Source organism: Sphingobacterium sp. MYb382, assembly GCF_037572665.1.
Lineage (GTDB): Bacteria > Bacteroidota > Bacteroidia > Sphingobacteriales > Sphingobacteriaceae > Sphingobacterium.
The window spans coordinates 78,599-104,350 of record NZ_JBBGZT010000026.1; the positions used below are offsets into that span (position 1 = coordinate 78,599).

A 25,752-nucleotide genomic window follows, 5' to 3' on the forward strand; every position below is an offset into this window, starting at 1 on the left:
ATATATTTTTCGGATTACGTCATCAGCTTGTTTAGATTAATTCTAATTTTGGCCGTAATTATTTAGACTAGTTCTAAACGCTAGCGCTTTTTTAATTTTATTTATTCTTAATTATATGAAATTTTTCTTTCAACGAGTCCTGCTCTCCATTGGACTTTTATGTATGTTGAGTACTGCCTATGCGCAGCAGCATATCGTCATCAAAGGGAAGGTCCTAGATTCCGAAACAGGTGTAGCTCTTGAAGGGGCAACAATTACAATTTTAGAAAATACCCGCTCCGGTTCTGCGATTTCGGGTAGTCAAGGAGGCTTTTTATTGAATGCACATCTGGGGCAAACGCTTCAAGTAAAGATGATTGGACATCATAGCTATTCGCAAGTATTAAAAGGGGGCGATGATAACCTTATTATTCGCTTAGAGCGCAATATTAACGCTATTTCTGAAGTATTTGTAACAGGAGCTTTAGGGATTAAACGTTCTTCACGGGAGCTTGGTACTTCAGCGCAATCTGTAGACAATGAGGCTTTAAACTTAGGTAAAGCTGTAAATCCTTTATTGGCTTTATCGAGTAAAGTAGCTGGCCTTCGTATTAATGCAACGGATCTTACCTCTGGAAAGACTGATCCAGGCATTCAAATTCGTATGCGTGGTACACGTTCTTTAAATCGTAGTAAGAATGATCCTATCTATGTGGTGGATGGAGTGCCATTGCCAGATATTACACGGGTCAATCCAAATGATATTGCCGATATTACTGTATTGAAAGGAGCCAATGCAGCCGCATTATATGGTTCTGAAGGGGTGAATGGTGCGATTATGATTACCACCAAGTCGGGTCGTTCTGATGTAGGCGAGATTAACTTCTCTAATAGCACAACGTTCTCCAATGTATATTTGTTGCCACCAGCTCAAAACCAATATGGACAGGGGCAAAACGGCGTTTATAGTGCTGTTGCCAATGATTCATGGGGTGATTTGTTTGATGGCTCTATGCGCGATTTCGGCTTGCCGATTAATGGCGTTCAGCCGCAAAAATTATATGCTGCACCAAGTAAAGATAACCGTTTAGGGTTCTTCGATACTGGAATTACAGCGCAGAACGATTTATCATTCTCTGGTGGCGATGCGAAAAGTACCTATTTTATGTCTTTGCAAGATGTACGTATCAAAGGTGTCATTCCAGGAGACCGCTCGAGTCGTACAGGGGCCCGTTTTAACGGTTCACGTTCTTTCAATAAATTATCAACTTCTTATGCCGTAAACTATGTGTTCTTTAAGAACAATACAACGAGTGATGGCCCTTGGTTGTCGGTGTATACACAGCCGGCCAACATTGACTATAAAGAAGCGCGCAATTGGGAAGATCCTACTTCTCCAAACCATCCGCTGAACTGGTACAACCCAGTGGCTTCAACCCGAAATCCTATTTTTATGGCGGATAATAACAGAAATACCTTCGATCAGCATACGTTAAATTCAAAATTAGAGTTTACCTATGATTTTACGGACTGGTTTTCAGCAACAAATAGAACGGGTTATTATTTGCAATCACAGGATGGACGTGTAACAAATAAGAAGCTAGTTTCTAATATTTCAACGCGTAATATCAACGGAACGGTAAACGATACAGGCTCAAACTTTAAGCGTTTGAATAATGATTTCATCTTAAATTTCCGTCAGAAGTTCGGTGATTTCTCTACAAAATTATTATTAGGTTACAATGTGCGCATGGATGATCGTAAAGACATGAATGTGGCGGCCAACAATCTACTTTTAGAAGACATCTTTAATCAAGGTTCACGCATCGGCGAATTGGCGGGAGGTTCTACCTTGACGCAATATCGCTCGATGGCTGGCTACGGTGAGTTTACCGTTGATTATCGTAACTATTTGTTCTTGACATTAGTGGGACGTAGCGATAAAGTATCTACACTAGATCCTAAGAATAATACCTATTTCACGCCTGGCGTAAGTACTTCTTTTGTATTTACAGATGCTATCGAATCGTTGAAAGGTTCTTCATTGTTGAATTATGGTCGTGTTTTTGCTTCATTCAACCGTACGGGAAATGTAACGTTGGATCCCTATAGCTTAAACCTTACCTATAGCCAACTTAATGGTTTCCCATTTGGTAGCCTTGTTGGGTTTACACCATCCTTAGTGGAGCCTAATAGATTATTGAAGCCTGAGTTTGTTACTTCTTATGAAGTGGGAACACAGTTAAGTTTCTTCAACAGTCGCTTGAATACGGATATTGCTTATGCGTATTCTGATTCTGATGGACAAATTTTTAATGCCGGCATGTCGCGTGCTACAGGATTCAATTCTACGCAAGTTAATGCTGGTCGTATGATCAATAAAACATTAGAGGTGATGTTGACAGGAACGGCTATTCGCAAGCCAGAAATGGAATTGAGCTTCGGTTTGAACTTCACGTATACGGATACTAAAGCTAAGGATTTGTATGCTGGCGATCGTTTCCAAATCTTCCGTCAAGCCTATGCAATTAAGGGATATGCTTATCCAACCTTACAGATGAGCGATTTCTTACGTCAAGATGGGAAAATCGTTTTAGATAAAAATGGAAATGTTCTCATGAATGAAGAAGAGGTGATTTTAGGGACGATGGTTCCTCCATACCTTTTCGGATTTAACACAAACTTCCGTTATAAAGAGTTCTCTTTAGGCCTACAGATTGATTCACGTCTTGGTAGCTGGATGTATTCAGAGGTTGTTCCTCGTATGTATGCTGCAGGAACACACCCAGAGACAGCCCAATATGGACGTGATAAATTTATCTTACCAAATTCTATGATTAAGCAAGATGATGGTTCTATTGTAGAGAATACAAGCGTGTATTCTGCAGGGGATAAAAACTGGTGGACGCGCTACAGTAATGTGCAGACTGTTACAGCGGCAAAAGCTGATTATTTAAAGCTTCGTGAGCTATACATCGGTTATGCTTTGCCTGCCAAAGTATTGCAGAAGCAGAATTTCTTGAAAAAAGCAAGTATCGGCTTTGTGGCTAACAACTTGTTTATTATCCGTCATTCATCTAATAAAATTGGTGATCCAGAGGCTTTGTATAACCAAACGGATGGTTATGCTAGTTTCCGACAAATTCCAACTTCGAGATCCGTAGGTTTTAATGTGAACTTGACTTTCTAATCAGACAAAAATGAAAAATACACTCTATAAAATAGGCTTACTATCGGTCTTAGCGTTAACAAGCGTTTCCTGTAGCGACTTCTTTGATGTTAATACAGACCCTAACAGACCGGTAGAAGAGAATTTAAGTTTAAATGTGAAGCTTCCTGCTGCATTGGTTGCTTCGGCAAACTATGAGACGACGACTCTCAATCAAATTGGAGGCTTATGGGGAGGATACTGGGGTACCTCCAATGAAGGCGTAAATAGCTTTACCGCTTTAAAATTGTATAATGGCCCTGCTATTCGTGATTCCCGCGATGGGGTGCCTGTATGGGAGAATAACTACAATACTTTATTATTCTACAAAAAGATTCTTAATCAGGCCATCGAAGAGGATGCTCGTTATTATATGGGTATATCTAAAATTATGATGGCTTACCATTTCTTCACTTTGGTAGACTTCTATAATAATGTTCCTTTTGACGACGCTTTAAATGGATCTGTATTTCTTCACCCGACCTATAATACGGGCAAAGATGTATACGAGAAATCAATTAATCTAATTAATGAAGGAATTGAGGAGATTAAGGATGCTTCTTTATTGCCGACGAGTGATGACGTTTTATTCAAAGGAGATAAAAATAAATGGTTCCGCTTCGCGAATACATTAAAGCTACGTGCACTATTGACGCAGTCGGAGGTTTCCGCTCAGGCAGATTATATCCGAGCGGAGCTCGCAAAAATAAAAGCTAATGGAGCTGGTTTTATCTTAGAAGATGCCGGTGTTAATCCTGGTTATTTGAATACCCAAGGAAAGATGAATCCTTTCTATGAAAACTTTTACCGTAATAACGCGGGTGTTGCGGTGGCAAACCATACGAACATCCGTCCGACACAATATTTGATTTCGAAATATAAGGAGCTTGCTGATACGCGTTTAGCGCAAAATTTTAATGCTGTGAAAGGTGACTATGCAGGTGTTATCTTTGGTGAGAATAGCATAAAAACGGAATATGCCGCTGTGAATACCTCATCCTTCAAAGGACCTAACGAATCTAGTAATCTTCCTGCAGGCTTATTAAAGTCGTTTAACCAGTCGACGGTAATGATTTCATTGGCTGAGGCTAATTTTATGTTGAGCGAAGCGGCTACGCGTGGTTGGGTTGATGGATCTGCGGATGCTTACTATAAAGACGGTATTCAAGCGTCTTTCAATTACCTGTTCAATGTGAAAAACCACAATATTGTAGGTTATTTGGATCAAGAGAAGGTGAAACTTTCATCGGCATCTAACAAGATTGAACGCATTATTCAGCAGAAATGGTTAGCCCTATCGGGTATTAATAACATTCGTGCTTGGAATGACTTTAGACGTTTAGGCTATCCTAAATTCCCTAATTCTGTTGCTGCGGTTGATGGTAATTCTTATCCGTTGCGCTTTATGTATCCAGAGACCGAGATCAATACCAATGAGAAAAATGTATTGGCTCAAGGAGATAATGGCGTGCTGACGGCCAAAGTATGGTGGCACGTTCGCTAATTAAAGTATTGACTATTTAACTGAAAAAGGGGTTAAACATACATGTTTAACCCCTTTTTATATATTTCTATTTTTGAAACAATTCCATTTCAAATAGATCGGCTATATGTTTTTTGAGCTTCTCTTTAACGTCACTCATCACCAGGGGCTGTCCTAATTCTTTTTCCAAAGAGGTGACGGCCTTGTCTTCAATTCCACAAGGGATAATATGGCCGAAATAATTTAAATCAGCGTTTACATTTAGGGCAAATCCATGCATCGTTACCCAACGGGAGGCACGCACGCCCATGGCGCATACTTTGCGGGCTTTATCGTTGTCGGCATCAAGCCAAACACCTGTATAGCCGGGATATCTGCCTGCGGCAATGCCATAGTCAGCACATAAACGGATGATGGCTTCCTCTAGAGTGCGTAGGTAGAGGTGAATATCTGTAAAGAAATTGTCGAGGTCAAGGATGGGATAGCCCACCAATTGCCCTGGACCATGGTAGGTGATATCGCCTCCACGGTTGATTTTATAAAAGCTAGCATTTTTTTCTTCTAGGCCTGCTTCATCGAGCAGCAGATAGTCTTGGTGTCCACTTTTTCCTAGGGTATAAACGTGGGGATGCTCTGTAAAGATGAGGCTATTTGGCGTTGGCTCGTGTACCTCATTGAGCCTATTGCTTTGCTTAACTTCTACGGTGCGCGTAAAAATCTGTTCCTGTTTATCCCAGGCCTCCTGATAGTCTACTAAGCCCCAATCTATAAATTCAACTTTTTTATTTTGCATACGTTTAGCTCCTCTCTGCTATGGCTTTGGCTTTCTTCTTTATGAAAGACAATTTTGCTAGGCAAATTTACGGATTTATCTACGAATGTGCGGTTCCCATAAATTTTATACGGGCGCATGACATATCGGCCTAAATACCTAACTTTGTTCTTATGTTGAATGAAGAAAAATCACTGAATTTTATTGAGGAGATTATCGAAGAGGATCTTCGGTCAGGGAAGCATGATGGACGCGTGTTAACACGCTTTCCACCAGAGCCCAATGGCTATCTCCACATTGGGCACGCAAAGTCTATCTGTCTAAACTTTGGTTTAGGGCAGAAGTACGGTGGCAAAACCAATCTGCGTTTTGATGATACGAACCCGGTAACGGAAGATACCGAGTATGTAGATAGTATTAAGCAGGATATCCAGTGGTTAGGATTTCAATGGGCTGAAGAACTTTATACATCGGATTATTTCGAGACTTTATATGCATATGCTGTAGATCTTATCAAGAAAGAGCTCGCTTATGTTGATGATAGCACGGCAGAAGAAATTGCGGAAGCAAAAGGTACGCCAACGACACCAGGTGTTCCTACAGCTGGACGTAGCCGCTCCGTGGAAGAGAATTTACAGCTTTTTGCAGATATGCGTGCTGGTAAATACCAAGATGGAGAGAAAGTATTGCGTGCAAAGATTGATTTAGCAAATCCGAACATGCACTTACGTGACCCTTTATTGTACCGTATTCGTCATGTACACCATCACCGTACGGGTGATAAATGGTGTATCTACCCGATGTATGATTTTGCACACGGTCAGTCGGATGCTATCGAAAAAATTACGCATTCTATTTGTACGTTGGAATTTATTCCGCACCGTGCTTTATATGATTGGTGTATTGATAAGCTTGAAATTTTCCCATCTAAGCAATATGAGTTTGCCCGTTTGAACATGACCTACACGGTTATGAGTAAGCGTAAGTTGTTGCAATTGGTGAATGAAGGCTTCGTAGAAAGCTGGGATGACCCACGTATGCCTACGATTTCTGGATTACGCCGTCGTGGCTATACAGCGGCCTCTATTCGTAACTTCTGTGAGCGTATTGGTATTCAGAAGCGTGAGAACATGATTGACGTTAGTTTATTAGAGTTCTGTATTCGTGAAGACTTGAACCAAACAGCAAGCCGTAGAATGGCTGTTTTAGACCCGATTAAGTTAGTAATCACCAACTATCCTGCGGGACAAGTTGAGACGCTACACGGTGAAGATAACCCAGAGCTTGAAGGTGGTGGTGACGTACGTGAGATTCCATTCTCTAACGAGTTGTGGATTGAGCGCGACGACTTTATGGAAGATGCTCCTAAGAAATTCTTCCGTTTAGGTCCAGGCCTTTCTGTTCGTTTGAAACATGGTTATATCGTTACTTGTCATGATTTTGTGAAGGATGCTGATGGTAAAGTAACAGAAGTGCACTGTACGTATGAGCCGACTTCAAAATCAGGTGAAGATACTTCAGGCATCAAAGTTAAAGGTACTATTCACTGGGTTTCTGTGGCACATGCCAAAGAAGCGCAAGTGCGTTTATACGATCGTCTGTTCCACGAGGAAAACCCTGTGGCCGCAGAAGATTTCAAAGCTTCTATTAATAAAGATAGTTTACAGATTATCGAAAAGGCATATATCGAGCCTGATTTAGCAAACGCTACCTTAGGCAAAGGATATCAGTTTATTCGTTTAGGTTACTATACTTTAGATACAACGTCTACTTCAGACAAGCTTGTGTTTAACCGTACGGTGACGCTGAAAGACTCTTGGGCAAAAGAGGTTAAAAAAGGATAAATAAAAAAGGAGGTTTTTAAACCTCCTTTTTTATTTGATACCGTATTTTTCTTTATAATGCAGATATACTTTATTTACGTTAGCATACATCGCCTTGTCATCTGTCTGACTTAATATACGATCGTATAATTCCAGTGTGCTCAAAGCAAACTTGATGCTTCGAACGTCCAAAAGTTCGGGCTTATCACGCGCGAGGCTTTCAGTATAGTGCAGTTCATCCTGTATCAGGTTTAAGTTGCGTTTTGTCAATTCGTTCGCTAAGCTTACTTCTTTAGTTTTGTACAAGGTGTCTACGATATCGCTATAATAATAAGCTTCGTTGATACTGTAGGCACGTTTCGGCAGTAGGGCCAATGATTTAATAGCTACTTCACGTGCTTTTTCCATTTCACCTTCCTCTTTCAACAAGCTCGAAGCGCGAACATAGATGTCAGGATACACAAATCCTTCCAAATACCGTCGAGAATCGACATCCAAGTGGTTTACCTTATTATATGCTCCCCATTTGAAATCCTGCGTGATGTGTTGGTAAAGTTTTTCCGTATGTACAATTGTGCCAGCATGCTGCTCTTCAGAAAAGGCTATCGGCAATAATTTCTTTACCAAGCCTTCGTCCACGATATAGTTATCTAAACCTATCAAACTTTGGGAAGGTAGGTAATTGGTGAAGTATATTGGTCTTTTCCAATTGTTCTCCAGGATAATTGCCATTAAACTTAATTCGGCCCGAGTCATGTATTGCGATGGATAATCCCATTCCATTTTATCAACAATAGCGTTATGCCATTGTTGCGGTATGGTGTTGCTCGCTAATGCTGCTTTTTTATCTACCGGCATCTCTATGCGTTTGGCCGGTAGGTAATTAAACATTTCTCCATTCTGCATCTCTACTTGATTCTTTGGATTGTCAGATGTCAAAAAAGCAATTAACGTGTCTAAATCTACGGGATTACTAATTCCTCTGTCGACAAAAGGAAGATAGTCGCGTACGCCTTCACGCATTTTATCGCTGTCAAAACCGAGCTTTACCGGAGCTGCAGCATTGACTTGATTATTCAATTGACGAACGTACCAATGAGATTGTAGATAACTCAGATTAATAATACGGACATCGGTACGTACTCCTTCGACCTCTTGCATATACCATAAAGGGAAGGTGTCGTTATCTGCATAGGTGAATAATAAGGCATTGGGTTCGCAAGACATTAGGTAGTTGTAGGCAACATCTCTAGCGACAGATCTTGAAGAGCGGTCGTGATCATCCCAGTTCTCCCGCAGGAGTAACAATGGGCCTGCAAATAAACATAGTAGGCCTGCTGATAACAGGGCCGCTTTGTGGTGTAGCTTACGTTGAAAGAACTCGGTGATGCCGATAGCGCCCAGCCCAATCCAGATAGCAAAGGCATAGAAAGATCCCGCATAAGCATAGTCTCTTTCTCGTGGCTGCATGGGGCTCTGGTTGAGGTAGAGAACAATAGCTATACCCGTAAAAAAGAAGAGTAGCGCCACAATGGTTGCAGAGCGTTTATCATTGCGTACATGCCAAAATAAGCCAATGAGCCCTAAAAGTAGGGGTAGTGCGTAATAAACATTTCTACTGGGGTTGGTTTGCATGCTTGTTGGTAGCTGCGACGGATTGTCTAGCGCAGTATGGTCTAACTGTTTAATTCCAGTTAACCAATTTCCTTTACGTGCATCGACGTAGTTTGTTTCATCATTTTGGCGTCCCACAAAGTTCCACAGGAAATACCGCGTATACATATTGTTTAGCTGGTAGTTGAGGAAGAACTTTACGTTGTCGGAAAACGTCGGAGACTCCGTTGGTGACAGGTTTAAGTAATAGCGATAAAAGTCGGCATGCTTATCACTGTAGATGCGCGGAAACAACATTTCTTTATCGAAGCTATAGCTGGAACGGCCTGCTATTTTTTCATATTTAGTAGCTCCTTTTTTGTATGATTCCGTAGGTTTTACTTGATTAACCTTTGCATCAAAGGTAGGTCCTTTAAACAGCGGCTCACTGCTGTACTGCTCGCGAGCGACATAGCCGAGAAAGGAATATACATTGTCTGGTGCATTATTATTGAGTGATGGATCTGCATGTGCGCGTATCACAAGCATGGCATAAGACATGTAGCCAAATAAAACAAAGCTTGTGGCAAGCAGGCCGATATTTAATATTGGTTTGTGTCGCTTTATGCTGTAATAGATTCCCCAGGCTAGGAGTGCGATAACGAGTAAAGTGAAAAAGATGACACCCGAACCAAAACCGAGTCCCAATTGATTGACAAAGAAAACATCTGTAATTGCTGCTGCGCGAACGGTATACTGAATAATGCCCCATAATATTCCGGCGAGAACAGCAATGCCAATCGCCAAAGCTTTAGCAGCACCTAGAAGCGTTATTTTTTCTTGCTTTCTGAAATAAATCACCAAGGCTAGTGCAGGAATCGTAAGTAGGTTCAGCAGATGGACACCAATGGATAGTCCCATGATGTAAGCAATGAGGATGAGCCATCGTGCAGCATCTTGTTCGTCTGCACGTCTCTCCCATTTCAGAATCAACCAAAAGACGGCCGCAGTACATAAGGAAGACATAGCATAGACTTCTGATTCTACAGCAGAATACCAGAAACTATCGGTAAAACAGTAGGCCATGGCACCAATTACCCCTGCCAGCATCACTTTGGCTGTTTGCCAGCGGTTGCCTTCAACGGTTTCCTGTCTGCCTAATACTTTGCGCGTAAGCGCGGTGACGGTCCAAAATAAAAATAAAATAGTTAGTCCGCTACAGACGGCCGACCCTATATTCATCGCATAAGCGATTTTGGTGGGATCGGAAAGAGCGAGGTTGGAAAAAACATTCTGGATCATCAGGAATAACGGCGCACCGGGTTGATGAACGATTTGTAACCGATAGGCTGAGGCTATAAATTCGCCCGTGTCCCACCAGCTGGTGTAGGGGTCTGCTGTGTAGCCATAGACAAGGGTAGCTAGTATAGCACAAAGCCAGCCGATAAGATTGTTAATCTTTTGGTAATGCATGATCATTTATTTAGGTACTATAGTTTGTGTGTCAATTTATAAGAAAGAGGACTCCGATAACAACAGCTCCTGATACAAATTGTGTTTTCTTATTCATAATATGATACTGAAATTAAGAAAAGTCATTTTTATCTACAATTAGTTAACGTTTTTTAACAAAATAGCTGATTTACAGTGTTTTTCTTCTTTGTTTTTTCTTAGCAATTAATTGTTGTCAGACTTATTTTTATTCATGACAATAGTCATCTTTTTCAGGTAGCATGAGGGCTACCTTAGTGTTGTAAAACAAAAATTAACACTATGAAAAAATTAGTATTTGCTATGGGTATGTTCCTTTTAATGGGAGTTTCTGCAGCACAAGCACAAGGATTTAAAGGTAAATGGTTTATTATGGGAGAAGCCGGCTATTCGACACAATCGGATGGTGACATTAAACAGTATAGTATATTGCCAGTAGTAGGAACATTTGTTGCGCCTACCACAGCAATCGGATTAGGTGTAGGTTATTTAGGATCGAAAGATAATACATCTGAGATTCTTACTGGAAAAAGTAACACTTTTATTGTGCAACCTTTAGCACGTAAATATTGGGGTATTGCTGATAACTTCTTGATTTTCGGTCAAGCGGCAGTGCCATTAACTTTCAGTAAAGAAACAATTGAAGGTGGTGCTGCTAAAGTAGAGCAAAAAACAACAGGTTACGGTATTCAATTATCTCCTGGTGTTGATTACTTCTTCAGCAAAAACTTCTCTATGGAAGCATCATTTGGTTTAGTAGGATGGACTGCATCAAAACCTAAAGATGGTGATACAAGTAATGATTTTGGAATTGGAATTAATTCAGGGTTTCAGAACGGCGTAAAATTTGGATTGAAGTATATCTTCTAAGCAGATCGCCCTATAACATAAGTAGAGGCCTATGCGCGTATGCGCATAGGCTTTTTTATTTTTACTCGATGATGGATAACAGTCTGTCGCGAAGTAGTAGACAGGCGCCAATAGCGGCGCTTTTTTGGCTGTAGTGAGCCATCACAATCTTAGTGTCTTTATTGACTATTGATAATGAATATTTGTTAATCGCGTTCTTTAGCGGAAGGCTTAGGTATTCTTCTGAATTAGCCAATAAACCGCCAATAATTATCAACTCTGGATTGAAAATATTAATCAACGCTGCTAATCCGCGGCCTAGTTTCTCCCCGATACTATTGATGCCTTCAATAGATAGGGTATCATCAATTTTTGCTGCCGCAATAATATCATGTAATCGGATATCTTCGATATTCGTGAACTTTTTGGTAAGAATGCTCGTTGCACCTCCTTTTATTTCTTCGATGACACGTTGGCGTAAGGCGTAGCCAGAAGCTTCCGTCTCTAAGCATCCCTTTTTACCACATTTACAGATGATATCATTATCAAAAATAGGGATATGACCAAATTCCCCGGAGAAGCCTGATTTTCCATAGTAAATTTGATTGTTAATCATGATGCCAAGTCCGATTCCGTTATCGACGTTAATAAATAGCGCATCTTTTTCTGTTGTTACCAAGCTGCTTGAAAATTCGCCATAGGAAAGTGCTTTGGTATCGTTTTCTAGGAACGTGCGGATGCCGATTTCTTGCTCAAAATAATTAGATAGTGGATCTTCGTAGAAATTGAAGTAACTGTAAGAATATCCGGTGCGGTAGTTAATACGTCCGGAGAGGTTTATGCCTATTCCTAGTATTTTCTCCTTTTTTATATTCAACTTACCGATGAAGTCTTTTATTTCTTTACAGATGTTTTTGAGCGATTCTTCATTGTTTTCCAGTGAAAAAGGTATCTCATGTTTATTCGCTACGAGTTCTTTTTTCATGTTTATCATGGCTATACTTAAATAGTCATGGCTAACTTGAACGCCTAGAAAAAAGGCCGAGTTGGCCTCAAGACCATAGTTGTTAGGCTTACGCCCAACGTTGGAGGTCTGTTTTCCATAATCCTTAACCAGTTTTTCCTCAATGAGCTCATTGATTGATTCATTTATCTTTGGAATACTAATATTAAACGCCTTGCTTAATTCAGCAATCGTTCCCAATTCATGTGTTGCGAAGTAGGCTAATATTTTCTTTTTAAGACGTATGTTTTTATAGGCCACACCGCTGATGTGGGCATTGTGTAAGTCGGTCAGAAAGTTTGCGCTCATTCTTTTTTATTAATAAATCAATCTGTGGTTAAATATAATAAAAAAGTTACTTAAGCTCTTGTTATACTTTGCGAAAAGCTATTTATTTCTCAATATTATTAAAATAATTTAATAATTACTTGCTTGATAAGTTTTTTATTGATAAAATTGGCCTTTGATTCTTCGTCTGCAAGAATGACCTACCGAGAAGGCTTGTCTTACAGAATCAAAAATAGAGTGGAAAACAAAACTCCGCTCCATAAACCTAAAATAACAATTTAAAGTGGAAGATATTAAAGCGAAGTCAATAAGTCCAATCTTTTGGATTCCTACTACTTGGTTTGCCATGGGATTACCCTTTGTCGCCTTGTCTGGAGCAAGCTCCATTATGTATAAAAATATGGATATTTCGGATACGAAAATTGCATTCTGGACTTCCTTAATTATGCTTCCATGGACGATAAAACCTTTATGGGGCCCTTTTCTTGAGCTGTACAAAACGAAAAAGTTCTTTGTTTATATCACACAAATTTTCACAGGACTTCTATTCGGATTGGTTGGATTGAGCTTGCAGCTAGATGCTTTTTTTAGCCTTTCTATTGCCATTTTTACCATCATAGCAATTAGTGGTGCCACGCATGATACGGCGGCAGATGGGGTTTATCTGAATGAATTGACACCCAAGTTACAAGCTAAGTATGTCGGTTGGCAAGGTGCTTTTTATAACTTGGCGAAGGTATTTTCGGGAGGAGCGCTGGTTTATTTGGCAGGACAATTGGAGAAAGAAATAGGCATTGCTAATGCTTGGATGGTCGTGATGTTTACCTATGGTATCATCATGCTGCTTTTAGGTTTGTATAGCATGCGTATGTTGCCCTCAGGGCAGCATGCAGCTTCGACGACCTCCTTGAAAGAAGGCCTTGCTACCCTCAAAGATGTGATCATTAGCTTCTTCCAAAAGAAGAATATAGCATACAGCTTATGTTTTATTGTGCTCTATCGCTTTGCGGAGGGACAGGCTATAAAAATTATCCCTTTATTTTTTAAGTCCACGCGTGCAGAAGGAGGCTTGGAGCTAACGACCTCTCAAATAGGACTGTTATATGGCGTTTTTGGCGCTATAGCCTTTGTGTTGGGCTCTATCGTGGCCGGAAATTATATTGCAAAGAAAGGGCTGAATAGAAATACATTGATGCTTTTATGTGCTTTCTTTAATCTTCCATTTGCCGCTTATGCTTTTTTGGCGATTGAGTTACCGACAGATTTGTACATCATCGGAACAGCTGTTGTTGTTGAGTATTTTGGCTACGGCTTTGGTTTTGTTGGATTGATTCTTTTTATCATGCAAAACATAGCGCCGGGTAAATATAAAATGGCGCACTATGCATTTGCTAGTGGCTTGGTGAATCTAGGGTTTATGATTCCGTCTATGATTAGTGGATGGTTAAGTGATTTAATGGGGTATAAAGAATTCTTTATTTGGGTGCTTATTGCGACCATACCTGCCTTTATTGTGACTTGGTTAGTGCCGTTGCGTAAGGCCGAAGAAATTGAAACAGAAGACTAATTTTTTATTTTACAGGTTATAGTTGAGGAAAGAGCTTTTTAGGAAGCTCTTTTTTTTTGTTTTAATATTTCGCTTCCCTTTGATCTACTGAGCTATTATGTCAAGCTGTATTGCTCCGCTCCAGAAAAAGGTTTCGTACTTTCTTTTTTGTAAATAAAATTTAATAAACACGCTTATTAAAAAATAAAATTAAAAATATATTGGATATTAAATATTTTATTTCTTATTTAGTGCCCTATAAACACTAAATAAATTTTACCATTATTCTGACTCACCCGTTTAGCGGGTACCGGTTTACGTAGGCTGTATGCCCTTGTAGATTAGGCTTATAATTTATTATAAGCCCTTGAGATTATTCACTGACCGCTGTCAATGAGCAAGCATATCAACGTAGCATGTTGTAGGCAAAAAGACTACACGTATGGATAGGCTGGATTTCAAAGTTTGCAAAGGTAATAAATTGCTTGCGGCTGATAAAAAGCAGAATAAGTAGACAACCTTAAAACCATTTTATACATACAATTTTTGTAAACAAATTAATAAACACTTAATTATGAAGTATCTAAACAGTATAAGGTTCTGTTGTATACGGACCTGTTGTTTGCTTTTTATGCTTGTTCAGGGGTTTCTTGCCCATGCACAGGTACCTGTTCGTGGTACGGTGGTGGATGCAGAAAACAAGCCTTTAGCGGGAGTTACCATCCGCGTTAAGCAAACGACATTAACAGCATTGACGGATGCTAATGGAGCATTTCAACTGACGGTGGATAAATATCCCGCACAATTGGAATTCAGCTATGTTGGTTTTGATCCTGTGTCGCTACGTGCTACAGACCGTCAATCACTTCATGTACAGCTGCAAAATAAAGGCGGTTCTATCGATGAGGTTGTCGTAGTTGCCTACGGTGCGCAGAAGAAAAGTACGATGGTGGGCTCTGTCGCGCAGATTAAAAGTGATGAGCTTAAAAAGGCTCCTGCGATGAATATCACCAACTCTCTAGCTGGTCGTTTGCCGGGATTGACGGCGGTACAACAATCGGGGCGGCCAGGTGCTGATAATGCGCAGTTGTATGTTCGTGGTATAGGAACCTATGGCGAAACAAGAGGCCCTTTAATTATTGTCGATGATATTGAACGTCCTGCTTCAACGTTAGCAAATTTAGATGCCAACGAGATTGAATCTATTTCTGTGCTTAAAGATGCGGTTGCAGTAGCGGCTTATGGGGCAATGGCTGCCAACGGAATTATTGTCGTGAAGACGAAATCTGGTAATCGGGGGAAAGCCAAGATTTCGTATGACTTTGGCTACAATATTGGTCAGAATACCCGTTTTCCTAAGTTCTTAGATGGACCAGATTACATGACTTGGTACAATAAAGGAACTGAGGTGGATAATGAGCTATTGGAAAATACAGGACAGAAAACAGTTCCTTACTTGTATACACAGGAGCTTATCGACGCGGTTCGTGATGGTTCTAATGCAAACCCATTATTTGGGAATACAGATTGGATTGGTTTACTTCTGGATAATAAATCGCACTCACAGCATCATTCGGCTACCCTTTCGGGCGGATCCGACAATACGCAATATTTTGCGGCTATTAATCATCTTGATCAAGACGGAATTATAGATAATACAAATTTTAAACGCTATAACGTACGTACAAATTTATCTACGAAAGTAAATGATTACATCAGTTTTGGTTTGAATCTCGGTTTGCGCCAAGAGCTCACGCGTACACCAGGGCTTTCGCCTGATAATACGGCGTATATGAATCCTTTTTACCAAGCGGTGCGTATGTTACCAAACCTACCGATGTATGCGCCAAATGGCTTGCCAACGGCCTACCAGGCGGGTGCAGGCTGGGTAAATCCAATCGCTTCGGTAGAGAAATCGGGTTATCAAAACTATAAAAATAATGTGGTGCAGGGGCAGGCTCATGTGCAGTTGACTATTCCACAAGTTGAAGGATTGACCGCTAAATTGAATTTAGGTTACGACAACTCGGGGATGGAATCCAAAGTTTGGCTTTCTCCTTACCCATTAATGGGTAGAGCACGTGAGCAGATTACGGGTGATTATATTGCATTGACGACTGTTCCAGGCATTGATAAGTCAAGCTTACGCCAACAGTATAGAGCGAGCACACGCAAGACGTTACAAGGAAGTATTAACTATGCACGCACTTTTGCACAAGATCATCAGGTTGGCGTTTTGGCTTTGTACGAATACTCTAGAGGTACGGGCAATTATTTCGCTGCAGGAGCGAGTAATTTTCCGCTTGATATTATCCAGGATATTGACTTCGGCTCTAAAGCGCCGAATGATGTTATTGCTTCCACAGGGGCTACCTCAGCGGATGAGTCTAGAGCCGGTATTGTTACCCGCTTAAACTACAGTTTTCAGGAGAAATACTTGGTGGAGCTTGTTGCGCGTTGGGATGCTTCCGTGAATTTTGCGAAAGAAAATCGCTGGAAGCCTTCGCCAGCAGCAGGTTTAGGCTGGGTGGTCTCCAAGGAAGATTTTTTCAAGCGTAATGTTCCCTTTATGGATTATTTAAAGGTGAAAACATCTATTGGTGTTGCCGGAAATGACCGTGCGAACTTAGGCAAGTTCCCCTACATGCGTAGTTTCTCACAAACGGATGGCTCTAATGGTTTGGAAAAAAATAGAGTTGTTATCGGAGGCGTTCCTGTCTACCCAATTTACGTAAATCCTTTACAGAATCCAGATTTGAAATGGGAGACCTCTACGATGTATAATGTCGGCTTTGAATCCCGTTTCCTTAATGGTAAAATAGGTTTTGATTTCGAGTGGTTCTACAAATATACATCAGGCATCTTAGCGCCGGTGTCCAATTTATATCCGCCATCTATTGGTGGCTATTACCCGAGTATTGCCAATGTTGGTGAAGCTGATAATAAAGGGTTTGATGCGCAGCTTCGCTATAACAATACGTTCGGCAATTTTAAATTGGGCTTAACTGGAAATGTTAACTGGTCTAAGAACCGTTATTTAAAACTGGATGAAGCACCAGGCACCCCTTCTTATCAAAGTTTGATAGGGAAACCTATTGATACGAAAATCGGATTTGTTGTAGATGGTATGGTGCAAACATGGGAAGAAGGAAGGAATACACCTTCGCCATCAGTAACTTTCACGCCTCCAGGATTCTTTAAATATAGAGATTTGAATGGTGATGGTAAAATTACCCGTGGTGAGGATATGACGTATATCGGTCGCCCGAATGTGCCCGAGCTGATGTATGGTTTGAATATCGACATGGCCTATAAAGGCTTTGATTTCTCGGCTCTTTTCCAAGGGGCAGGCTTGGTAAATGTAAGTTTAGCGGGTACCTATGAAGGGGCTTCTGGTACTTCGGGTGTAGACGATAACACACCGTTCACCCGTGCTTTCTACAATTATGGTAACTCTCCTTATTTCTTAGTAGAGAATGCTTGGCGTCCTGACCATACCGATGCCGAGTTTCCACGTTTATCGGCTTATAAAGCATCTACTTATACGGCACATAATGCGCATAAAAACTCAGGATGGGTACGTAAAGGAGATTACATACGTCTGAAATCTATTCAGTTGGGCTACACCCTGCCAAAAGCATGGCTTCAACAAGCAAAGGTCGAAAATGTACGCCTAAGCATTACAGGGTCTAACCTCTTCACTTGGGATTCTTTAAAATACCTAGACCCAGAGATGCCAAATGTGAATAACGGATTTTATCCGCAACAGAAGATTTATGCATTTGGTGTAAGTGTTACTTTTTAATTGTATCAACCATGAAGATTTTTAAAATTAAATATAAAGTATTAGGCTTGATGAGTGGAGCTATTGCCCTCGTAAGTAGCTGTAATATTGATGTTGTACCGCAAGATCGCTTCGTCGAGGAGAATGTATGGAAGAATGAAGCCAATGTGGAGATGTATGTGAATGGAATGTATGCGGAGTTCCGTCGTTTCCAATTCACCTTTTTCCCGGGCTTAGGCTACGATAATGCTATGGATGCCTTAGCGGATGGTATGAAGTTTACCTCCAACACGGCAGGTAATGGTACTGTCAATCTTTTCATCGGGGATGCTGGGCGCTATTCGCCGGCAAGTGTTGGATTAAACTATTGGAATAGCGGCTACGACCGTATCCGACGTGTGAATGAATTTTTGGATGGGCTCCATAAATCCTCCTTAAATGAAGGTGCCAAAGCTCGATTTGAAGCAGAAGCACGCTTTGTGCGTGCCTACTGTTATTTCTGGTTAGCCAAATTGCACGGGAGTGTGGTATTGTTGCAAAATATCGATGAGTATAGTGTGAAAGACCATCCGCGTGCTAGCGAAGGGGTTATTTATGATTTTATACTTGCCGATTTGGACTATGCTGCGCAGAACTTACCAACTAAGGTGGCAACGAGCAAGGCTGACAAAGGATCAGCGTATGCGCTAAAAGCACGCGTGGCACTCCATGCGGCTTCGATTGCGCGTTTCGATAAAAAGCAGTTTAATACAGATGAGCTAACAGGCATTCCAGAGGCTAAAGCAGATGCTTATTATGGGCAGGCTAGAGATGCTGCGCAAGCTGTTATTGACCTTGGTATGTATGCTTTAGCAGATGATTTTGCGACTGTGTTCACCGCTAAGGAGAGCAAAGAAGCAATTTATAAGGTGACTTATATTGCCCCTGATGTGGTGCATCAGTACGACGCAGGTTATGCTCCACCGAGGGATGCTGAAGGGCAGACTTCCGTTTATGGGGTGCCAACAGCGAATATTGTCGATGAATTTGAAATGGCAGATGGTACTAAATTCTCTTGGAGTAATCCGGTGCATGCTGCAGCACCGTATGCGAATCGTGAAAAACGCTTCTATGCGAGTATCCTTCATAATGGTGCTGCCTGGAAAGGACGGGTGCTAAATACTACCGTGGCGGATGTGAAAGAAGGTTTTATCCCTTTTGGACAGATGAGTGACCCTAAAAGAACGGTTACAGGCTATTACACGAAGAAGTTCTTAGATCCTAATAACACCACCTTTGTGCAAAATAAAAGTACCCAACATTGGATCGAGCTGCGTTATGCAGAGGTATATCTTGTCTTAGCGGAAGCGAAAGCGCAGCTGAATGACTTTTCGGGTTCGGTGACGGCGCTGAATGCGTTGCGACAAAAGAGAGGCCTTCCCGATGTTAACTACAATACTATTACCGATGCGATGGCACGCGTAGAGCATGAGCGTATCGTGGAATTGGCCTTTGAAGGGCAGCGTTTCTGGGATTTGCGACGTCTGCGTAAGGCGCACATACTGCTTGATGGTAAGCGGGTGAAAGGGCATAAAATTACGCCAGAAGGAAGTGGGTATACCTACGAATTCGTAGATGCTGATATCGCTAATCGGGAGTTCCCGGCAAGGCTTTATTATCTACCGATTCCAGAAGCCGAGATTCAGAAAAATAAAGGTCTTACACAAATTAAAGGATGGTAGTCTGATGAAAAGATATTTTATAAAAATAGCAAGTGCTGTGGCTGTTCTGGTAGGGATGTTTACATCCTGTGAAAAGCCTAACTATGTAGATCCCAACACGGAGAATGTGATTTCGGATTTCTACGCCTCGACGGATGGTTATGGCACCAATAGACTGTTTGAAAGTCGGATGGCTAACGATACCATCTATGTCGATGTGAATTACCATTATCCTGTAGATTCTGATACGGAGGTTGATTTGACGAAGATGCTTTTAAAAGCATCTATTCCAAAAGATTCACGTATCGTTCCGTCATTGGACGGTTTTACAGACTTAACGAGTCCAAAAAACATTACCGTCGTTGCTGGTGATGGTGCGGAGAAGAAGTATGTGGTCGTTGCGGTTAAGCAAGGCGATGCGAACTTAAAATCGGCTAAAATTAGTTACAAACAAGATGGGGAAGAGAAGCTGGCCGATGGAATTATCAATGGTGATAAGGTTATCTTTTTTATTCTTCCAGGGATTGATCTTTCGCAAGCGAAGTTTAGCTATGTGTTGAATAAACATGCTAGTGGCAGTATTAAAAACGAGTCTGTTGTCAATTTAACTTCGGGGACTTTACCTTTCGTTATTACAGCACCAGGCAATAAAGTGAAGGCTTATACGGTGGAAGTTCGAGAGCCGATTAAGCTGGCTGTAGGAGCAGGGATAAATCGTCGTTTATTCTTTAAATCGAGTGCCGATTTGGGGTTCTCAACAAATAATAACACGTCGATTGCGGTGAGTGGCGATTATTTAATTGTATTGCATCGTACCCTACCGTCGGTACTTAAAGTGTATAACCGCTTTACAGGTGCATATGTTAAAGATATGTACCAACCGATTGCAAGTCCACAGATTTTCCAAATTGTTAGTGATGCTAAGGGGCATATCATTACGACAACCTACACCGGGTTGAACGGTACTTTCCAAGTGTATAAATATCAAAATGTAAACGATACAGCACCTGTCCGTTTAATGGGCTATGTGCATACACCTCCTGTAGGGGTGACGACTGGCGACCGTGCATTAGGACGAAAAGTACGTGCTTTTGGTGATTTTAACGGGGATGCAGTTTTGGTATCTTCTATCGCGAATACGCCATATTTCTACCGTTGGAAGCTCGCAAATGGTGTTATCGCTAGCACGACTCCAGAGTTGGTGAAAATGAATGATGTGCCAGAGCTTATTGGTGTACAGAATTCCATTCAGCCACTTGGCCTATCGAGTAGTAGCAATTACTTTGCGGGATTCCAAAATGACCAACTGCGTTATATGAGTGGTGCTTCACAATCGGTACTCAACAATATCGATGTAGACCAAGCGGGGTATGCTGGTGCTTTAAACTACGTGGAGTTTAATAATGCGAAGTTCTTAGCAATGGCCGATTTAAGATTGATAGGCACATTCTATGATGCAGCACGTTTGGTGGTGTATGATATAACAAATCCGACCAACTACCTGCTGAAAACGAGTAACTCTAATTTTGCTGATTTCCGGATTTTTGCTTCGGAAGAGATTAAAGCCGGGGTAAGCAATGGAAATGCGACTTCTGATGTGTGCTTTGGTGTGAGTGCCGATGGTGAAACGATGCAAGCCTACCTATTGTTAACCAATGGTGGTGTGCTAGCACAAGAGTTTACCAAGTATTCCTTGAAATAGAAAAAGCGAAATGGTACAGGATATGTTTTGTCCTGTACCATTTTATCGATTTGAAAAACTAATTACCTATTTATATGCTACGTTTATTTTATCTATTATTTGCGACGACCCTGATTTCATGTGCGTCTTCTCCAAAGGAAGAAAAAGAAGTCAATTATTTTATAGATCGTAATATCTTATGGTTCGATGCAACGGCTAATTTTGACCGGTTTTGCCACAAAGATTCCATTGTTTATTATTTGAAAAAATCCAAAGAAGCCGGTATTACTGACGTTGTTGTCGATGTTAAGCCTATTACGGGTGAAGTTTTATACCCGAGTAAGATTGCTCCTGTTATGACCTCATGGGGGGACAGTAAGGTGCAAAAGGATCTTTCTTGGGATATGCTGAGTTACTTTATTGAAGAAGGGCATAAGCTTGGCTTGACGGTACATGCATCGACGAATGTTTTTGTGGCTGGCCATAATTACTTCAACCGTGGTGTTGTTTATTCGGATAGTGCTAAAGCAAAATGGCAAACAATTTCCTACTTGCCAGAGGGATTGAAGCCTATTACGGAGCAAAAGAATAAATATTCAGCGATGATTAACCCGGCGCTTCAAGAAGTGAGGGACTACGAATTGGCTATTTTGAAAGAGCTGGTGGAATTATACCCTAAGCTGGATGGTGTTATTCTAGATAGAGTACGGTTTGATAATCTAAACGCTGATTTTTCCGACGCTAGTCGATTGCTTTTTGAAGACTATATTGGTAAGAAAGTAACTAATTTTCCTGCAGATATATTCTCCTTTGAAAATAAAGAACGTAAAGATGGTGAGCTATTTAAGCCTTGGTTGGAATGGCGCTCAAAAATTATTCACGACTTTATTTATGAAGCTCGAGGCGCCTTGAAAGCGATAAATTCTAAGCTTATTTTTGGTGACTACACCGGTTCTTGGTATCCATTATACTTTGATGTGGGCGTTAACTTTGCGAGTAAATCGTATGATCCAAGTGCTGATTTTGACTGGGCATCACCTACCTACAAAAACAATGGCTATGCCGAAGCATTGGATCTTTTCACAACAGGAAACTACTATTTTGAGGTTGAAAAATCGGAGTTAGCAAAACAGGCGGCCGATGCAGAGAAAACGCTGGAATCTGGTTTGGTGGTGAAAAAAGAAGATTGGTATACCGTAGAAGGATCTGCGGAGCTGGTTAATAAAGTTACCATGGGGAAGACACCAGTTTATGCTGGCCTTTACGTAGAACAATATAAAGATAATCCAGCACAATTTGTAAAGGCGCTAAAAATGTGTCGCGCAAAATCACAAGGTGCTATGATTTTTGATATCGTTCATATTATTAATTATGGCTGGTGGGATCACTTAGCCGTAGGATTACGTAAACAATAAGCGTTTATGTTGTTTATTAGCCGTGTTTAAATTCGTTAAAGCCCCTTTGTCTTGTAAAGACAGGAAGGGGCTTTTTCTATAAAACGGATACTTGATAGGGTTAGTTAATGATATAATGCGTTAATTTTAATCTTATTTTTAAAATAAATTAAAATTAGCTTGTTGTTTTAGTATTTTTTTTCTTATTTAGTGTTGCAAAAACCAAATTATGAAACGTTATATATTTATTATCCCGTTTTTATGCCTACTTCTGTGCCTTTTTCAGGCATGCGATAAAAAGAAGGAAGTTGGCTTATACTCTATTTATCAACTCGATAAATATAAAAATCCAGTACCAAAGCCTGTTGTTGCCTTGGCTGATCATTGGCAAAAGCAAGAAGGCTTAACCGCGACATTCCCAAAGGGGGTTGAGGTTTATCGCAGTGTGCAAACCATTAATAATAAAGGAACAAAGCTATATCTCGTTGCTTTTAATCCGAAGGCTAATATCGAGTTTAAACCGGTACTTTCGACGACCGCTAAAACGCCATCTCAATTCTTCGCAGATGAGCCAGGGACGGTCTACGCGAGTATTAACGCTGGTTTCTTCTTTGGAACGAGCAGTCTAAGCTTGGTCTTACAAAATAACGTAACCGCTTCTGTGAATGTAAAAAGCTTAACGCGCACCTTGAACGGCGCTAATGCTACCTATTACCCTACACGTGCTGCATTTGGCTTAAATAAGGATTTAGTGCCTGCTGTTGCGTGGGTGTATAGTGTAGGTACGGGCAATGGAGAATTGTATGCCTATCCGCAGCCGAGTTCGAATGAGGAAGGTAAGGCTCCACAAGCCGTTCCGACGGCCGCTTTCCCTGCTGGAGGAGCGCTTTGGCAACAAACTTCCGCTATTGGTGGGTCGCCTATGTTGGTTAAAGATTCTGTTGTTAACATCACTGATATACAAGAGTTGATTGCTGTAGATAATACATCTTCACGCGCTCGTTCAGCAATAGGCTACCTTAAAAACGGCAATATTGTTTTGGTTGCTGCCGATGGAGGGACGCCAACGACGGCACCTGGATTGACGTTAAAAGAGCTTGCGCAAGTGATGTTGGAAGCAGGCTGTGTTGGTGCTATTAATCTTGATGGTGGAGGTTCTTCTTCCTTGATTGTCGATGGACAACAAACGATAAAACCTTCTGACGCGGCAGGAGAACGTAAAGTAATGAGTGCAATTTTAGTTAAAAAGAAATAATGAAGATACAGAAGCTATTTTTTCAAAGTCTAGTTGTATGTGTAGGAACCTTTCAGCTGGCTTTTGCTCAGCTAAAAACCGATGTTCTTATTGTTGGAGGCGGGGCGAGTGGCACCATGGCAGCGATCCAAGCTGCCCGTTTGGGTGTGAAAGCAACCGTGGTGGAGGAAACAGTTTGGTTGGGCGGCATGTTGACTTCGGCTGGTGTATCGGCAATTGATGGTAACCATCGTCTTCCTTCGGGATTATGGGGGGAATTCCGTCAACAGTTGTATGCTTATTATGGCGGTCCTGCTGCGGTAGAGACGGGCTGGGTGAGCAATACGTTATTTGAACCTTCTGTAGGAAATAAAATATTGCAGCAGATGGTTGCTGCGGAAAAAAATGTGCAGGTTCTTTTTGAGACGCGCTGGACAAAGGCAACAAAAACTGCTACGGGATGGACCTTGCATGTAAAAGCTAAAAATGGAAAAGAAAGTACCGTCGATGCTAAGGTATTGATTGATGCAACGGAGTTGGGTGATGTAATGGCTTCTTTACAGGTTCCTTATTATCTGGGGATGGATAGCAAAAGCCTGAATAATGAGCCCTTTGCCTTGGAGCAAGGAAATGATATCGTGCAAGATTTAACCTATGTGGTGACGCTAAAAGACTTCGGGCAAGGTGCTGACAAGACGATTAAAGAGCCAAAGAACTATAAAAAAGAAGAGTTTGCGGGCTGTTGTGATGTTTCGGATCCGGCGACTTTTAACAAAGATAATAACGACTGCTTCAAGATGTTGACCTACGGTCGTTTGCCGAATAATAAGTTTATGATTAATTGGCCGAAGAAAGGAAACGATATTTATCTCAATATCGTGGAGAAAACACCCGAAGAGCGTACGTTACTGTTGGAAGAAGCCAAGCAAATGACCTTACGTTTTGTCTACTATATTCAACATGAATTGGGCTATAAACATTTCGGAATCGATTATAAGGAATACCCTACGAAAGATGGCTTTCCGATGATTCCCTATCACCGGGAATCACGTCGTCTACAAGCAAAATCTTTTTTCTCGCTACAGCATATTATGTCACCTTTTGAGACGGCAGAGGCTTATTATCGTACAGGCGTTGTCGTGGGTGATTACACCATTGACCATCACCATTATAAATATGGGAATGCACCTGAAATTGATTTTGTAAAAATTCGCGTTCCTTCCTATAATGTGCCGATGGGATCTTTGATTCCGGAGAATTATGAAGGGCTTATTGTTGCGGAAAAAAGTATTGGTGTAAGCAATATTGTAAATGGAGCGACACGTTTACAGCCTGTTGTGCTTGGCATTGGTCAAGCCGCTGGCGCTGTGGCAGCGCTTGCGGTAGAACAAAATGTGTCACCTTCGCAGGTGGCTATACGCGATGTACAGGCTACATTGTTGGATAATAAGGCCTATATCATGCCTTATATCGATGTGCCAACGAGCGACCCTCACTTCAAGATATTACAGAAAGTTGGCGCTACAGGCATATTAAAAGGAGTGGGCATTCCTTATAAGTGGGCAAATCAAACTTGGTTTTATCCAGAGCGTGAAATCAGTGGCTATGAGCTGATGCTTGGTTTACGCGCTTATTATCCGGTGTTGGAAAACAACTGGACGGCTTCGGGGGCAGCTTTAACCATTAAAGATTTTCAAGAAATCATCCATGCGGTGCAAGTAGATGTTACGGTGCGTAGCATACAAGAGGTGCTGGCAAAAGCCGGACTTTCTGTTGCTGCAGATGAGCAAACGATATTGAACCGTCGTGCTGTATCTATTTTGCTGGAGCATTACCTGTATGTGTTTGAGCGTCCTGTTGATTTTAAGGGGCAGCTGAAGCGGGGCTAAAAAGACTAATTTTTATAAGAAAACCTAAAATAACA

At 41.2% G+C, this 25,752-nt stretch carries 14 protein-coding genes; 11 read left to right on the forward strand and 3 right to left on the reverse strand.

Going from position 1 to position 25,752, the window contains the following annotated elements:
* The first annotated feature begins 115 nt into the window (after positions 1 to 115).
* Both WH223_RS14095 and WH223_RS14100 read left to right on the forward strand, forming a co-directional pair.
* Positions 116 to 3,169, forward strand: coding sequence for a SusC/RagA family TonB-linked outer membrane protein (locus WH223_RS14095; protein ID WP_340048383.1), 3,054 nt, complete (start codon positions 116 to 118; stop codon positions 3,167 to 3,169).
* A 10-nt stretch (positions 3,170 to 3,179) separates the two neighbouring features.
* On the forward strand, positions 3,180 to 4,691 hold the full coding sequence (locus WH223_RS14100) for a SusD/RagB family nutrient-binding outer membrane lipoprotein (protein ID WP_340048384.1): 1,512 nt from the start codon (positions 3,180 to 3,182) through the stop codon (positions 4,689 to 4,691).
* A gap of 67 nt (positions 4,692 to 4,758) precedes the next feature.
* On the opposite strand, the gene lipB is transcribed toward WH223_RS14100, so the two are convergent.
* Positions 4,759 to 5,463, reverse strand: a complete 705-nt coding sequence (gene lipB / locus WH223_RS14105) for a lipoyl(octanoyl) transferase LipB (protein WP_340048385.1) — start codon at positions 5,461 to 5,463, stop codon at positions 4,759 to 4,761.
* A 152-nt stretch (positions 5,464 to 5,615) separates the two neighbouring features.
* On the opposite strand from lipB, the gene WH223_RS14110 reads away from it, so the two are divergent.
* Positions 5,616 to 7,286: a glutamine--tRNA ligase/YqeY domain fusion protein gene (locus WH223_RS14110; RefSeq protein WP_340048386.1), complete on the forward strand. Its 1,671-nt coding sequence runs from the start codon at positions 5,616 to 5,618 to the stop codon at positions 7,284 to 7,286.
* A 30-nt stretch (positions 7,287 to 7,316) separates the two neighbouring features.
* On the opposite strand, the gene WH223_RS14115 is transcribed toward WH223_RS14110, so the two are convergent.
* A complete protein-coding gene (locus tag WH223_RS14115) occupies positions 7,317 to 10,331 on the reverse strand; it encodes a glycosyltransferase family 117 protein (RefSeq protein ID WP_340048387.1) in 3,015 nt (1,004 codons plus the stop codon).
* Positions 10,332 to 10,631: 300 nt separating this feature from the next.
* Between WH223_RS14115 and WH223_RS14120 the strand changes: the two genes are divergently transcribed.
* Complete coding sequence (locus WH223_RS14120) at positions 10,632 to 11,219, forward strand: outer membrane beta-barrel protein (protein ID WP_340048388.1); 588 nt, start codon at positions 10,632 to 10,634, stop codon at positions 11,217 to 11,219.
* A gap of 61 nt (positions 11,220 to 11,280) precedes the next feature.
* On the opposite strand, the gene WH223_RS14125 is transcribed toward WH223_RS14120, so the two are convergent.
* Complete coding sequence (locus WH223_RS14125) at positions 11,281 to 12,510, reverse strand: ROK family protein (protein WP_340048389.1); 1,230 nt, start codon at positions 12,508 to 12,510, stop codon at positions 11,281 to 11,283.
* 262 nt (positions 12,511 to 12,772) lie between these two features.
* Here WH223_RS14125 and WH223_RS14130 point away from each other — a divergent pair, with 262 nt between their 5' ends.
* From WH223_RS14130 to WH223_RS14160, 7 genes are all read left to right on the forward strand, one after another.
* Positions 12,773 to 14,056: an MFS transporter gene (locus WH223_RS14130; RefSeq protein ID WP_340048390.1), complete on the forward strand. Its 1,284-nt coding sequence runs from the start codon at positions 12,773 to 12,775 to the stop codon at positions 14,054 to 14,056.
* 610 nt (positions 14,057 to 14,666) lie between these two features.
* On the forward strand, positions 14,667 to 17,840 hold the full coding sequence (locus tag WH223_RS14135) for a SusC/RagA family TonB-linked outer membrane protein (protein ID WP_340048391.1): 3,174 nt from the start codon (positions 14,667 to 14,669) through the stop codon (positions 17,838 to 17,840).
* An 11-nt stretch (positions 17,841 to 17,851) separates the two neighbouring features.
* Positions 17,852 to 19,540, forward strand: a complete 1,689-nt coding sequence (locus tag WH223_RS14140; RefSeq protein ID WP_340048392.1) for a RagB/SusD family nutrient uptake outer membrane protein — start codon at positions 17,852 to 17,854, stop codon at positions 19,538 to 19,540.
* 4 nt (positions 19,541 to 19,544) lie between these two features.
* On the forward strand, positions 19,545 to 21,221 hold the full coding sequence (locus tag WH223_RS14145; RefSeq protein WP_340048393.1) for a DUF5018 domain-containing protein: 1,677 nt from the start codon (positions 19,545 to 19,547) through the stop codon (positions 21,219 to 21,221).
* A 74-nt stretch (positions 21,222 to 21,295) separates the two neighbouring features.
* Entirely contained in the window at positions 21,296 to 22,615 is a 1,320-nt protein-coding gene (locus WH223_RS14150; protein ID WP_340048394.1) for an alpha amylase family protein, read from the forward strand.
* 208 nt (positions 22,616 to 22,823) lie between these two features.
* On the forward strand, positions 22,824 to 23,849 hold the full coding sequence (locus WH223_RS14155) for a phosphodiester glycosidase family protein (RefSeq protein WP_340048395.1): 1,026 nt from the start codon (positions 22,824 to 22,826) through the stop codon (positions 23,847 to 23,849).
* Complete coding sequence (locus WH223_RS14160) at positions 23,849 to 25,717, forward strand: FAD-dependent oxidoreductase (RefSeq protein WP_340048396.1); 1,869 nt, start codon at positions 23,849 to 23,851, stop codon at positions 25,715 to 25,717. Before WH223_RS14155 ends, WH223_RS14160 begins: the two co-directional genes overlap by 1 nt.
* The last annotated feature ends 35 nt before the right edge of the window (positions 25,718 to 25,752 follow it).

Excerpts from the sequence above, each read along its gene's own strand:
- WH223_RS14155 (WP_340048395.1), top strand. The coding sequence starts at position 22,824 with ATGAAACGTTATATATTTATTATCCCGTTTTTATGCCTACTTCTGTGC.
- WH223_RS14095 (WP_340048383.1), top strand. The coding sequence starts at position 116 with ATGAAATTTTTCTTTCAACGAGTCCTGCTCTCCATTGGACTTTTATGT.
- WH223_RS14115 (WP_340048387.1), bottom strand. The coding sequence starts at position 10,331 with ATGCATTACCAAAAGATTAACAATCTTATCGGCTGGCTTTGTGCTATA.
- WH223_RS14145 (WP_340048393.1), top strand. The coding sequence starts at position 19,545 with ATGAAAAGATATTTTATAAAAATAGCAAGTGCTGTGGCTGTTCTGGTA.
- WH223_RS14125 (WP_340048389.1), bottom strand. The coding sequence starts at position 12,510 with ATGAGCGCAAACTTTCTGACCGACTTACACAATGCCCACATCAGCGGT.
- lipB (WP_340048385.1), bottom strand. The coding sequence starts at position 5,463 with ATGCAAAATAAAAAAGTTGAATTTATAGATTGGGGCTTAGTAGACTAT.
- WH223_RS14140 (WP_340048392.1), top strand. The coding sequence starts at position 17,852 with ATGAAGATTTTTAAAATTAAATATAAAGTATTAGGCTTGATGAGTGGA.
- WH223_RS14160 (WP_340048396.1), top strand. The coding sequence starts at position 23,849 with ATGAAGATACAGAAGCTATTTTTTCAAAGTCTAGTTGTATGTGTAGGA.
- WH223_RS14120 (WP_340048388.1), top strand. The coding sequence starts at position 10,632 with ATGAAAAAATTAGTATTTGCTATGGGTATGTTCCTTTTAATGGGAGTT.
- WH223_RS14135 (WP_340048391.1), top strand. The coding sequence starts at position 14,667 with ATGCTTGTTCAGGGGTTTCTTGCCCATGCACAGGTACCTGTTCGTGGT.
- WH223_RS14150 (WP_340048394.1), top strand. The coding sequence starts at position 21,296 with ATGCTACGTTTATTTTATCTATTATTTGCGACGACCCTGATTTCATGT.
- WH223_RS14110 (WP_340048386.1), top strand. The coding sequence starts at position 5,616 with ATGTTGAATGAAGAAAAATCACTGAATTTTATTGAGGAGATTATCGAA.
- WH223_RS14100 (WP_340048384.1), top strand. The coding sequence starts at position 3,180 with ATGAAAAATACACTCTATAAAATAGGCTTACTATCGGTCTTAGCGTTA.